This window comes from Streptomyces sp. NPDC004658, assembly GCF_040609555.1.
Taxonomy (GTDB): Bacteria; Actinomycetota; Actinomycetes; order Streptomycetales; family Streptomycetaceae; genus Streptomyces.
Genome location: NZ_JBEXKG010000031.1, coordinates 36323 through 49209 on the forward strand (window position 1 = coordinate 36323; position 12887 = coordinate 49209).

The following is a 12887-nucleotide window of genomic DNA, read 5'->3' on the forward strand; positions in this document are numbered from 1 at the left end:
ATGACGGCCGTCGTACGGATCCTGCTGCGCCGGGTCGCCCTGCTCCTTCCCCTGCTCCTCGGCATCGTGCTCTTCGTGTTCCTGGTGATGCGGTTCTCGGACGTCGACCCGGCGTCCGCGTTCTTCCAGGGCGCCGACCCGACCCCCGGGCAGCTGCACGACTTCCGGGAGCGCAACGGCCTGCTGGACCCGCTGCCCCTGCGATACGTCCACTTCGTCGGCGACCTGCTCCACGGCGACCTCGGCACCAGCGCCCTCACCCGCGCGCCCGTGGCCGACCAGGTCACCACCGCACTGCCGCTCACCCTCCAGCTGACCTTCCTCGGTCTCGCCCTCGCGGTCGTGCTGGCGCTGGCGGGCGGGGTGACGGCGGCGGTGTACCGGGACCGGCTGCCGGACCAGGTCATCCGGGTCGTCTCGCTGGTCGGGGTGGCCGCGCCCGGCTTCTGGCTGGCGCTGCTGATGATCCAGTACCTGGCCGTGGACCGGGGCTGGTTCCCGACCGGCGGCTACGTCAACCCCGCCGACTCCCTCACCGGCTGGCTGCGGACCATGGCCCTGCCCGCGTTCGCGCTGTCCCTGCCGGTCGCCGCCCAGCTGACCCGGATCGTGCGGACCTCCGTGGTGGAGGAACTGGACAAGGACTACGTCCGGACGGCGATCGGGAACGGGCTGCCGCCCCGGGTCGTCGTCGGGCGGAACGTGCTGCGCAACGCGCTGGTCAATCCCCTGACCGTGCTCGGGCTGCGGGTCGGCTATCTCCTCGGCGGCGCCGTCGTCATCGAGACGATCTTCGCGCTGCCCGGCATGGGGAAACTGATGATCGACGCCGTGCAGAACGGCGACCCGGCCGTCGTGCAGGGGGTCGTACTGACCACCGCCACCGGCTTCGTCGTCGTCAACCTCGTGATCGACATCCTGTATCTGCTGGTCAACCCACGCTTGAGGGCGGCATGACGGTGACGCGCGCGAACCTCGCCAAGCGGCTGTCCCGGCCCGGAGGGTTCCGGCTGCGCGGCCGGCGCCGGCTGCCGCCGCTGTCCAGGATCGCCGTCTGCTTCCTGGCCGTCGTCATCGCCGTCGCCGTCCTCGCTCCCGTCCTCGCCCCGCACGATCCGCTCGACCAGCAGGACCCGGCCGGCGGGACCGGGGCGCCGTCGGCCGCGCACTGGATGGGGCAGGACAGCCTCGGCCGGGACATCCTCAGCCGGCTGATGTACGGCGCCCGCTGGTCCCTCGCCGTCGGGCTGGGCGCGACCGCGCTGGCGCTCGTCGCCGGAGCCGTCCTCGGCGCGCTGGCCGCCACCTCCCGCAAGGCGGTGGACGAGACGCTGATGCGCTGCCTGGACGTGGTGATGGCCTTCCCGGGCATCGCGCTCGCGGCCGTGCTGGTGGCCGTGTTCGGCGGTGGCATCGGCGTGCTGATCTGTGCCATCGCGTTCCTGTTCACCCCGCCCGTGGCGCGGGTCGTACGGGCCAACGTGCTGGACCAGTACGGCGAGGACTACGTCACCGCCGAGCGGGTCGTCGGCGCCCGCACCCCGCACATCGTGCTGCGGCACGTGGCCGTCAACTGTGCCGCGCCGGTGCTGGTGTTCTGCACGGTGCAGGTCGCCGAGGCCATCGTGTTCGAGGCGTCGCTGTCCTTCATCGGCGCGGGCGTCCGGCCGCCGGACCCGTCCTGGGGCAGTGTCATCGCCGACGGCAGGAACATGGTGCTGACCGGCGGCTGGTGGGCGACCGTCTTCCCCGGGCTGCTGATCCTGCTCACCGTGCTGGCGCTGAACATCCTCTCCGAGGGCGTCTCGGACGCGTGGGCGGCGCCCGCGCCCCGCGAGGTGGACGCGCCCCCGGCGGACCGCCTGGAGACCCCGGAACCCGGCACCGGCGAGGTGCTGCCGCTGCCCGGTCTCACCGAGGCCGCCCGGCGGCTGCGCTCGCGGGCCCGGCCGCTGCCGGACCGGAGCGGGCAGCCGGTGCTCGCCGTGGAGCACCTCACCGTCGGCTTCCCGGACCGGCACCGGGGCGTGGACATCGTGGCCGGGGTCGGCTTCGAGGTGCACCCCGGCGAGGTACTGGGGCTGGTGGGCGAGTCGGGCTGTGGGAAGTCGCTGACCGCGCTGACCGTCATGGGGCTCCAGCCGAAGGGCGCCCGGGTCGGCGGCCGGGTCCGGTTCCGGCAGCGGGACCTGCTGGCCGAGCCGGCGCGGGTGCGGCGGCGGCTGCTCGGCCACGAGATGGCCATGGTGTACCAGGACGCCCTGTCCTCCCTGAACCCGGCCATGACCGTCCGGGCCCAGCTGAAGCAGCTCGTCCGGCGCGGCGGCAGGTGCGGTCCGCGCGAGCTCATGGAGCTGGTCGGCCTGGACCCCGACCGCACCCTGCGCAGCTACCCGCACGAGCTGTCCGGCGGGCAGCGCCAGCGCGTGCTCATCGCCATGGCCCTCTCCCGCGATCCGGGGCTGATCGTCGCCGACGAGCCGACGACCGCCCTGGACGTCACCGTGCAGGCCCAGGTCATGGAGCTGCTGCTGCGGCTGCGGGCCGAGCTGGGCTTCGCGCTGATCCTGGTCTCGCACGACCTGGCGCTGGTCGCCGACGTCACCGACCGGGTGGCGGTGATGTACGGCGGGCAGATCGTGGAGACCGGGGTGACCGCCGACCTGGTGGCGGCACCGGCCCACCACTACACGCGCGGGCTGCTCGGCAGCGTGCTCTCGCTGGAGTCGGCCGAGGAGCGGCTGACCCAGATCAAAGGGGTCGTACCGGCCCCGGCCGACTTCCCGGCGGGCTGCCGGTTCGCCGACCGCTGCCCGCTCGCCACCGAGGTGTGCCACACCACCGCCCCGGTCCTGGCGGGCACCGCCACCCACACGGCCGCCTGCCACCACCCGGCGGTGGAGCTGACGCCGGAGGAGAGCGAGGAGGCCCTGCGGTGACCGCTGTCGTGGAGGTGCGGGACGCGCATGTCGTCCACCGGGCGCGCGGCGGCGGCCTGTTCCGGCGGGACCGGGTGTACGCCCTGACCGGCGCGGATCTCTCCGTCGCGCCCGGTGAGACCGTCGGTGTGGTCGGCGAGTCGGGGTGCGGGAAGTCGACGCTGGCGAGGGTGCTGGTGGGCGTCCAGCGGCCGGTGTCCGGGACGGTGGCGTTCCGGGGCCGGGACCTGTGGGCGATGCCGGCCGCCGAACGCAGGACCACGGTCGGCGCGGGCACCGGCATGATCTTCCAGGATCCCTCGACCGCGCTGAACCGCCGGCTGACGGTCCGCCGGGTCCTGCGCGACCCGCTGGACGTCCACCGGCGCGGCACGCGGGCCGAACGGGAGGAGCGGGTGCGGGAGTTGATGGCCCTCGTCGGCCTGCCCCGGGTGCTCGCCGACGCCCTGCCCGGGCAGCTGTCCGGCGGGCAGCGGCAGCGCGTCGCCATCGCCCGCGCGCTCGCCCTGGACCCGGCGCTGGTCGTCGCCGACGAGCCGACCAGCGCGCTGGACGTATCGGTCCGCGCGCAGATCCTCAACCTGCTGCTCGACCTCAAGGAGCGCCTCGGTCTGGCCCTGGTGTTCGTCTCGCACGACATCCAGACGGTACGGCGGATGAGCGACCGGGTGATCACCATGTACCTCGGCCGGATCGTGGAGGAGACCCCGGCGGACCGGGTCACCGACGCGGCCCGGCACCCGTACACCCGCGCCCTGTTCTCGGCCACGCCCGGCCTGCTGGACCCCCTGGACCCGATCCCGCTGACCGGGCCGGTGCCCTCGGCGACCCGCCCGCCGAGCGGCTGCCCCTTCCGCACCCGCTGCTGGAAGGCCGACGAGGTCTGCGCCGGGTCGATGCCGGACTTCTCGGCCGCGTCGCGACCCGGACACCGCTACCGGTGCCACCATCCTGTCCAGGAGGACCAGCCGACCCGAGACCTAGCGCGCCAGGAGCCGTGAATGACCCTTCCCACCCCGCTCACCGGTGTCGTCCCGCCCGTCTGCACGCCCCTGACGCCGGAGCGCGAGGTGGACGTGCCCTCGCTGCTGCGCCTGGTGGACTTCCTGGTGGAGGCCGGGGTGCACGGGCTGTTCCTGCTGGGCTCGACGTCGGAGGCGGCGTTCCTGACGGACGCGCAGCGCGCGCGGGTGGTGGCGGCCGTGACCGCGCACGTGGGCGGCCGGCTGCCCGTCCTCGCCGGGGCCATCGACATGACCACGCCCCGGGTCCTGGACCACGTCGCGGCGGTCACCTCGGCGGGCGCGCAGGCCGTGGTCGTCACCGCGCCCTTCTACGCCCGCACCCACCCGTCCGAGATCGTCCACCACTACCGGCGGATCGCCGCCGCCAGCCCGGTCCCGGTGATCGCCTACGACATCCCCTCCGCCGTGCGCACCAAGCTCCCCGCCGACCTGCTGCTGGGGCTCGCCGGGGACGGCGTACTGGCCGGGGTCAAGGACTCCAGCGGGGATCTGGCGGCCTTCCGGGAGGTGGTCACCGGTGCCCGCGCCCACCCCGGGTTCAGCGTGCTGACCGGCTCGGAGCTGATCACCGACGCGGCGCTGGCGCTGGGCGCCGACGGGGCCGTGCCGGGCCTGGCCAACGTCGACCCGCACGGCTACGTGCGGCTGTACCGCCAGTGCCGGGCGGGCGACACGGAGGGCGCCCGGGCCGAACAGGAGCGGCTGTGCGCGCTGTTCCGGATCACCGGTGTCGGGGACCCGGCGCGGATGGGCGGCAGCTCCGCGGCGCTGGGCGCGTTCAAGGCGGCGCTGCACCTGCGCGGGATCATCGACTGCCCGGCGACCGCGGAGCCGCAGGTCCCGCTGTCCGGCGCGGAGGTCGAACAGATCGGCAAGCTGCTGGCGGCGGCGGGCCTGCTCGGCCTCGACGGCTAGGGCCTGTCGGCTCGCCCTGCTGCCCGGCCGCCCGCCCGCGCTCGGCGGCGGCCCGGACGGGGTCCTCGGTCACCGGCCGGCCCGCGTCCCCGGCGGCAGGCGGAGTCTGCGGAACTCCAGGGACTCGTACGGGCCCCGGTCGCCGGTCTCGTAGAGGACGCCGATCGTGTCGGGGGCGAGCTGGACCAGGTCGGAGTAGGCGGCCCAGTGGTCGGAGAGGGTGAGCAGCCGGCGGAAGGTGCGGCCGGCGTCCGTGCTCGCCCAGAGGGCCAGGGCGCGGCGGGCGGTCGGCACGGAGGGCGCGGAGAACAGCAGGGGCGCGCCCGGGCCGCGCGGCTGGAGGACGCTGCCCTGGACCACCGGGACGGCGTTCAGGGACGGCTGGACGGCGTAGGGACGGTCCAGGGTGCGGCCGCCGTCGCCGGAGTAGGTGTCGAGGCGGTTGCCGGGGGCGGTGCCCTGCTGGTCGCGGGAGCTGAAGTAGACGCGGCCGTCGGGGAGTTGGGCGGCGCTGGTCTCGTTGGCGTTGGTGACGCCGTCGTGGTCCGCGTCCACGAACCCCAGGTGCCAGGTGCGGCCGGAGTCGTCGCTGTACAGGGCGTGTCCGCCGGAGTACGCGGCCTCCCGGCCGGTGTCCCGGGAGCCGGCGGGCGGGGCGGCGGAGTGGTTGGCGGGGACCAGCAGACGGCCGGCGTGGGGGCCGCGGGTGAGGGCGACGGCGTGGCCGGGGCCGGTGGCGTACCAGCGCCAGCCGGGCCGGGTGACCCGGGCGGTGATGTCCTCGGGGGCGGTGAAGGTGCGGCCGTCGTCCCGGCTGCGCTGCACGAAGACCCGGCGGCCCTGTTCCGGGGTGACCTCGCCGCGCATGATCTGCGCCTCCGTCACGGTCCCGGCGTTGGCGCAGGTGACCAGGACGACCGCGCCGGTGCGCGGGTCGACCACGGGTGCCGGGTTGCCCCGCGTGTGGCCCCGCCCGGCGGCCACCACGGTCAGCGGACCCCAGGTGCAGCCGCCGTCGGTGGAGCGGCGCACGACGACGTCGATGTCCCCGGTGTCGCCCGCGCCGTCGCGCCGGCCCTCGGCGAAGGCCAGGACGGTGCCCTGTCTGGTCCTCACCACGGCCGGGACGCGGTGGACGGCGTACCCGTCCCGCCCGGACACGTACGGCACCGAGGAGGAGCAGGCGGCGGGTGCCGCGTGGGCGGGCAGCCCGGCGGTGAGCGAGGTCAGGAGCACCAGGCCGGTGAGGAGGGAGCGGCTGCGCGTGGTCACGCCCGGATGCTGCCCACCGTGACCGGGGTGGTCTTACTCCGTCCGGGTGGTCAGGACGGGGTCCGGGCCGCGGCCAGCAGCCGGGTCACGTCGTCGGCGCGGATGGTGAGGGCCGCGCCGACGGTGGCGAGGGCGTCGCGTTCGGCGGGGGTGTAGGGGCCGTCGGCGAGGGCGATGCGGGCCGCCTGGAGCAGCAGGGACTCGCGTCCGGCCGGGGCCAGGTGCGGGGCGAGCGGGTCCAGGGCCTCGTGCAGCTCTATGGTCAGCCCGGCCCCGCACGGCTGCTCGAAGTACCGGCCGGTGTCGGCCGCGAGGGCGTCGACGAGGGCGGCCAGCTGGTCCTCGGTGCAGTCGGCGTATCCGGCCGCGCGGACGGTGGCGGCGGCCGTCTCCAGGGCCGTACGGGAGCAGGTGCCGCCCGCGGCGAGCACGGCGAGGGCGACGGTGTGCACGGCGTCGCGGAGCATCGCGGAGAAGCGGCGGGTGGTGGGGTGGTCCAGCACCTCGGTGCCGAAGTGGTGCCCGCAGGCCGCGCACTCCACCACCGGTCCGGCCGTGCCGCGCGGCAGTACGGGCACGCCGAGCAGGGTGAGCCGGCGTCGTCCGGTGAGCCGCTGGTAGTTGCGGTCGCCGCCGCAGCCGGGGCAGAAGAACTCGCCGTCTCCCACGGGTGTCCATGCGGTGCGGGTGCCCAGGATGTGCACAGCCCTGGCGGCACGGCCGTCTCGTCCCCGTACTGGCAGCACGTCGCACCTCCGTAACCGCACGGCAACATCGCCGCGCTGGCGTGATGTTAGCCACATCACCGAGGTGGCGTCAGTACCCCGTAAGAGACCTTTCTGTGACCTGCGGGGCGCGATGGCCGGAAACAGGCGGCCCCCGCCCACCGGGACGCGGCGGGCGGGGACCTGTGAACGCCGGGCGGGGCAGCGTCCCGCGGGGAACGCTGCCCGGGCGAAGCGCTAGCGTGTCGCGCGGTTCACCGCGGAGACGACCGCCTTCAGCGACGCGCGCGTGGTGTTCGCGTCGATGCCGATGCCCCACAGGACCTTGTCGTCGATCGCGCACTCGATGTAGGAGGCGGCCTGCGCGGAGGCGCCCTCGCTCATCGTGTGCTCCTGGTAGTCCAGCAGGCGTACGTCGATGCCGATGGACTGCAGGGCGTCGAAGAAGGCCGAGATCGGACCGTTGCCGGAGCCGGTCAGGACGCGGTCCTCGCCGTCGACGGTGGCCTCGACGGTGAGGGTGTCCACGCCGTCGGTGTCGGTGGTCGACTGGCCCGTCCTGACCTGGATGCGGCCCCAGGGGTTCTCGGGGTTCGGCAGGTACTCGTCCTGGAAGACCGCCCAGATCTCCTTCGGCGTGATCTCGCCGCCCTCGGCGTCGGTCTTCGCCTGGATGATCTTCGAGAACTCGATCTGCATCCGGCGCGGCAGGTCGAGCTTGTGGTCGTTCTTCAGGACGTAGGAGATGCCGCCCTTGCCGGACTGCGAGTTGACGCGGATGACGGCCTCGTAGGAGCGGCCGACGTCCTTGGGGTCGATCGGCAGGTACGGCACCGCCCACTCGATGTCGTCGACGGTGACGCCCTTGGCCTTCGCGTCGGCCTCCATGGCGTCGAAGCCCTTCTTGATGGCGTCCTGGTGGGAGCCGGAGAAGGACGTGTAGACCAGGTCGCCCACGTACGGGTGGCGCGGGTGGACCTCCATCTGGTTGCAGTACTCCCACGTACGACGGATCTCGTCGATGTCGGAGAAGTCGATCTGCGGGTCGACGCCCTGCGAGAACAGGTTCATGCCCAGGGTGACCAGGTCGACGTTGCCGGTGCGCTCGCCCTGCCCGAACAGGCAGCCCTCGACGCGGTCGGCGCCGGCCATCAGTGCCAGCTCGGCGGCGGCGACGGCCGTGCCGCGGTCGTTGTGCGGGTGGACGGACAGGCAGACGTACGCGCGGCGGGAGAGGTTGCGGTGCATCCACTCGAAGCGGTCCGCGTGCGTGGACGGCGTCGAACGCTCCACGGTGGCGGGCAGGTTGAGGATGATCTCGCGGTCCGGGCCGGGCTGCCAGACGTCCATGACCGCCTCGCAGACCTCCAGGGCGAAGTCCAGCTCGGTGTCGGTGAAGATCTCCGGGCTGTACTGGTAGCCGAACTCCGTCTCGGGGCCCAGCAGCTTCTCCGCGTACTCCATCACCAGGCGGGTGCCGTCGACGGCGATCTGCTTGATGTCGTCCTTGGAGCCGCGGAAGACGACCCGGCGGAAGACCGGGGCGGTGGCGTTGTACAGGTGGACGTTGGCCCGCCTGGCGCCCTTCAGGGACTCCACGGTCCGCTCGATCAGGTCCTCCCGGGCCTGGGTCAGTACGGAGATCGTGACGTCGTCCGGGATCGCGCCCTCTTCCTCGATGATCGAGCGGACGAAGTCGAAGTCGGTCTGGCCGGAGGCGGGGAAGCCGACCTCGATCTCCTTGTAGCCCATCTTGACCAGCTGGTCGAACATGCGCCGCTTGCGCTCGGGCGACATGGGGTCGATCAGGGCCTGGTTGCCGTCGCGCAGGTCGGTGGAGAGCCAGCGGGGGGCGGTGGTGATCCGCTGGTCGGGCCAGGTGCGGTCCGGGATGTCGACCTGCTCGTAGCGGCCGTACTTGTGGATCGGCATGGGGCTGGGCTGCTGGCGGTTGGCCATGGTGGCGTGGGCTCCTCAGGATGTCCGGATATCCGAGTGGACGGCCGACGACGCAACGCCAAGCTCCGCGGGGAGGGAGTCGGCCTCGACTACAGGCCCTCGCCGCGGCAGCTAAGAAGAAGCAGCCAGAAACGCATGATGCTCCGCAGCCTAGCCGAGCCGTTCCGGGTGCGCGGGCCTGTCCCAGTATGCGGGACCGCGCGGCAAAAGCGGACAAAAAGTGCGCTGTGCCACATCGCTCTACCACATCGTCACAATGCGTTGCCTTTCGTGTCCCGGTATTTCACCAATCATGGTGGCAGCTAGTGACAGTCGCGTCACACAGTGCGATGGTGCGGACCATGACGACCAACGGGGGCTTCCAGCCCGTCTTCTGCACCATCGTGCCGCCGCACGTCCTCGACAGGCTCGCCCGCAACGAGGACCCCGCGCTCTCCGGCCCGGCCCGCCGGTCCCTGGAACACGACGCCTACCAGCGCACCAAGCGCCGCCTGACCACGGTGATCGGCGCCCCCTCCGTCGCGCCGCCCACGGGTGCCGCCGCCGACCAGCCGCACCGCACCGTCTACGACGCGGAGCACACCCAGGACCTGCCCGGCACCAAGGTCCGCGAGGAGGGCTCCGACCCCGGCTCCGACGCCACGGTCAACCGCGCCTACGCGGGACTCGGCGCCACCTTCGAGCTGTACCTCAAGGCCTACGGCCGGCGCTCCATCGACGGCGACGGGATGCCCCTCGACGCCACCGTGCACTTCGGCGAGAACTACGACAACGCCTTCTGGAACGGCGAGCAGATGGTGTTCGGCGACGGCGACAACGAGATCTTCCTCGACTTCACCATCCCGGTCGACGTCATCGGGCACGAACTGACCCACGGCGTCACCCAGCACACCGCGAACCTGACCTACTTCGGCCAGTCCGGCGCGCTCAACGAGTCGCTCTCCGACGTCTTCGGCTCGCTGATCAAGCAGTACACCCTCGGCCAGACCGCCGCCGAGGCCGACTGGCTGATCGGCGCCGGGCTGCTCGCACCGCGCGTCACCGGCACGGCCCTGCGGTCGATGAAGGCCCCCGGCACGGCGTACGACGACGACGTCCTCGGCAAGGACCCGCAGCCGGCGAAGATGGAGGACTACGTCCGCACCGGCCGCGACAACGGCGGCGTGCACATCAACTCCGGCATCCCCAACCACGCCTTCTACCTGGCCGCCACCGCGCTCGGCGGCTACGCCTGGGAGAAGGCCGGGCAGATCTGGTACGACGTGCTGACCGGCGGCCGGCTGAAGGAGGACGCCCTCTTCGCCGACTTCGCCACGCTGACGGTGAGGGCGGCCCGGGAGCGGTACGGCGCCGGGGACGAGCTCCAGGCCGTGCAGAAGGCGTGGGAACAGGTCGGGGTGCGGACGCTGTAGTTCCGTACTACACAGAGACCCATGCGTATTCGAGTGCGGCGCACGGGCGGTTTCGCGGGCATCGAGCGCCGGGCCGAGGTGGACACCTCGGGCCGGCCCGACGCCCACGAGTGGCGGTCCCTGGCCGAACGCGCCCTCGCGTCCGGCCGGGACACCCCTCCGGCGGGCGTCCCGGACGGCTTCAGCTACGAGATCACGGTGGACGGCCGCACGGTGTACGCGGCGGATCCCCGGCTGACCGAGGCACAGCGGGAGCTGGTCTCGCGGGTGCTGAAGGAGGGTGCGTAACGGCCGCTCGCGGCAAGGGCGTTGACTTCCGTTACCGCGGGTACGGATGATCCGGCCATGGCGACTGACGCAGGCACGGCGATCCCCCGCTTCCCGCCCGGCTTCCTGTGGGGCGTGTCGACCTCCGCCCACCAGATCGAGGGCGCGGCCGAGGAACGGGAGCCGTCCGTCTGGGACGTGTTCACGGCCGGGCCCGGACGGGTGAAGGACGGCTCGACGGCCGCGGTGGCCTGCGACCACTACCACCGCTACCGGGAGGACGTGTCCCTCCTCGCCGGTCTCGGCGTGGACGCCTACCGCTTCTCGGTCTCCTGGCCCCGGGTGAACTCCCCCGGCGGCCTGGACTTCTACGACCGCCTGGTGGACGAGCTGTGCGCGGCGGGCGTCCGGCCCGTCCCGACCCTCTTCCACTGGGACCTGCCGGCGGACCTGGACTGGCTGGAGCGGGACACGGCGGCCCGGTTCGCCGACCACGTGTCGGTGGTCGCGGACCGGCTCGGCGACCGGGTGCCCACCTGGATCACCCTGAACGAGCCCGCCGAACACACCCTCCTCGGGCACGCGATCGGCGCCCACGCCCCCGGCCGGCGGCTGCTCTTCGACGCCCTCCCGGTCGCCCACCACCAGCTCCTCGCGCACGGCCTCGCGGTACGGGCCCTGCGCGCCGCCGGCGCCACGGACATCGGCATCGCCAACTCCCACGGCCCCACCTGGCCCGCCTCGCCGGAGCAGCCCGACGTGGAGGCGGCCGGCTTCTACGACCTCCTGCTCAACCGCCTGTTCGCCGAGCCGGTCCTCCTGGGCGCCTACCCGGAGGGCATGGGCGAGCTGATGCCGGGGGACGTCGGGGCCGACCTCGAGGTGATCGCCGAGCCGGTCGACTGGTACGGGGTCAACTACTACGCCCCGACACGGGTGGGCGCCCCGCAGGGCACCGCGACCGAGTTCGGCGGCCTGCCGATGCCGGCCGAACTCCCCTTCTCGGTGCGGGAGATCGAGGGCCGGCCGGTGACCGACTTCGGCTGGCCGGTCGTCCCGGAAGGACTGACCGAACTCCTCACCGGTTTCCGCGAGCGGTACGGCGACCGGCTCCCGCCCGTCGTCATCACCGAGAACGGCTGCTCCTACGAGGGCGTCGACGACCAGGACCGGATCGCCTACCTGGACGGGCACGTCCGCGCCCTGCACCGCGCGATCGAGGCCGGCGTCGACGTGCGCGGCTACTTCGTGTGGTCCCTGCTGGACAACTTCGAGTGGGCCGAGGGCTACGCCCGCCGGTTCGGCCTGGTGCACGTGGACTTCGAGACGCTCGAGCGCACGCCCAAGGCCTCCTACCACTGGTTCCGCGAGCTGCTGCGGACGCAGAGCGGTCCCCGGTAGGGAACGGGGTCAGAAGCCCAGCCTGCGCAGCTGCTTGGGGTCGCGCTGCCAGTCCTTGGCCACCTTCACGTGCAGGTCGAGGAAGACCGGCGTCCCCAGCAGCGCCTCGATGTGCTTGCGGGACTTGATGCCGACCTCCTTCAGACGCTTGCCCTTGGGGCCGATGATGATGCCCTTCTGGCTGGGGCGCTCGATGTAGACGTTGGCGTGGATGTCCAGCAGCGGACGGTCGGCGGGCCGGTCCTCGCGCGGCAGCATCTCCTCCACGACCACCGCGATGGAGTGCGGCAGCTCGTCCCGGACGCCCTCCAGCGCGGCCTCCCGGATCAGCTCGGCCACCATCACCTGCTCGGGCTCGTCCGTCAGGTCGCCCTCGGGGTAGAGCGCGGGTCCCTCCGGCAGCAGCGGTACCAGGAGGTCGGCCAGGAGGTCCACCTGCCGGGACCCGACCGCCGACACCGGCACGATCTCCGCCCACTCGATGCCCAGCTCCTTGCCCAGCTGGTCGATGGCGATGAGCTGCTCGGCGAGGGCCTTGGAGTCGACGAGGTCGGTCTTCGTCACGATGGCGACCTTCGGGGTCTTTTTGATCCCCGCCAGTTCCTTCGCGATGAACCGGTCGCCCGGACCGATCTTCTGGTCGGCGGGCAGGCAGAAGCCGATCACGTCGACCTCGGCCCAGGTGGTGCGGACCACGTCGTTGAGGCGTTCGCCGAGCAGCGTGCGCGGCTTGTGCAGCCCCGGGGTGTCGACCAGGATCAGCTGGGCGTCCGGCCGGTGCACGATGCCCCGGACCGTGTGCCGGGTCGTCTGGGGCCGGTTGGAGGTGATCGCCACCTTCTGCCCGACCAGAGCGTTCGTGAGGGTGGACTTGCCCGCGTTGGGGCGGCCCACGAAGCAGGCGAAGCCGGCGCGGTGGACGGTCTCGGCCGGCTGCTCGAAAGTCTGGGTACGAACGCTCATGCCGCCCAT

The 12887-nt window shown here is 72.8% G+C and carries 11 protein-coding genes; 7 read left to right on the forward strand and 4 right to left on the reverse strand.

Annotated elements, in window-relative coordinates:
* The 4 genes from ABZV94_RS14060 to ABZV94_RS14075 are packed head-to-tail and all read left to right on the forward strand — an operon-like array spanning position 1 to position 4879.
* A complete protein-coding gene (locus tag ABZV94_RS14060) occupies positions 1-957 on the forward strand; it encodes an ABC transporter permease (protein ID WP_356340506.1) in 957 nt (318 codons plus the stop codon).
* Positions 954-2939 carry a dipeptide/oligopeptide/nickel ABC transporter permease/ATP-binding protein gene (locus ABZV94_RS14065; RefSeq protein ID WP_356340507.1) on the forward strand — a complete coding sequence of 662 codons (1986 nt, stop codon included), beginning with the start codon at positions 954-956 and terminating at the stop codon, positions 2937-2939. The genes ABZV94_RS14060 and ABZV94_RS14065 overlap by 4 nt, the downstream gene beginning before the upstream one ends.
* Complete coding sequence (locus tag ABZV94_RS14070; RefSeq protein WP_356340508.1) at positions 2936-3940, forward strand: ABC transporter ATP-binding protein; 1005 nt, start codon at positions 2936-2938, stop codon at positions 3938-3940. The genes ABZV94_RS14065 and ABZV94_RS14070 overlap by 4 nt, the downstream gene beginning before the upstream one ends.
* Positions 3941-4879 carry a dihydrodipicolinate synthase family protein gene (locus ABZV94_RS14075; protein ID WP_356340510.1) on the forward strand — a complete coding sequence of 313 codons (939 nt, stop codon included), beginning with the start codon at positions 3941-3943 and terminating at the stop codon, positions 4877-4879.
* Positions 4880-4948: 69 nt separating this feature from the next.
* Here ABZV94_RS14075 and ABZV94_RS14080 read toward each other — a convergent pair whose 3' ends face one another.
* From ABZV94_RS14080 to leuA, 3 genes are all read right to left on the reverse strand, one after another.
* Positions 4949-6151 carry a sialidase family protein gene (locus ABZV94_RS14080; protein ID WP_356340511.1) on the reverse strand — a complete coding sequence of 401 codons (1203 nt, stop codon included), beginning with the start codon at positions 6149-6151 and terminating at the stop codon, positions 4949-4951.
* Between the two features lie 50 nt (positions 6152-6201).
* Positions 6202-6897, reverse strand: a complete 696-nt coding sequence (locus tag ABZV94_RS14085; RefSeq protein ID WP_356340512.1) for a TerB family tellurite resistance protein — start codon at positions 6895-6897, stop codon at positions 6202-6204.
* A 216-nt stretch (positions 6898-7113) separates the two neighbouring features.
* The gene (gene leuA, locus ABZV94_RS14090; RefSeq protein ID WP_356340513.1) at positions 7114-8835 is read right to left on the reverse strand and encodes a 2-isopropylmalate synthase; all 1722 of its coding nucleotides are present in this window, start codon (positions 8833-8835) and stop codon (positions 7114-7116) included.
* A 341-nt stretch (positions 8836-9176) separates the two neighbouring features.
* Between leuA and ABZV94_RS14095 the strand changes: the two genes are divergently transcribed.
* From ABZV94_RS14095 to ABZV94_RS14105, 3 genes are read left to right on the forward strand one after another with little or no spacing between them, the layout of a single operon-like run.
* Positions 9177-10247: a M4 family metallopeptidase gene (locus ABZV94_RS14095; protein ID WP_356340514.1), complete on the forward strand. Its 1071-nt coding sequence runs from the start codon at positions 9177-9179 to the stop codon at positions 10245-10247.
* 21 nt (positions 10248-10268) lie between these two features.
* Positions 10269-10535, forward strand: a complete 267-nt coding sequence (locus ABZV94_RS14100; RefSeq protein WP_356340515.1) for a protealysin inhibitor emfourin — start codon at positions 10269-10271, stop codon at positions 10533-10535.
* Between the two features lie 57 nt (positions 10536-10592).
* Entirely contained in the window at positions 10593-11915 is a 1323-nt protein-coding gene (locus ABZV94_RS14105; protein WP_356340517.1) for a GH1 family beta-glucosidase, read from the forward strand.
* Positions 11916-11924: 9 nt separating this feature from the next.
* On the opposite strand, the gene era is transcribed toward ABZV94_RS14105, so the two are convergent.
* Positions 11925-12878: a GTPase Era gene (gene era / locus ABZV94_RS14110; protein WP_356340518.1), complete on the reverse strand. Its 954-nt coding sequence runs from the start codon at positions 12876-12878 to the stop codon at positions 11925-11927.
* Positions 12879-12887: the final 9 nt, after the last annotated feature.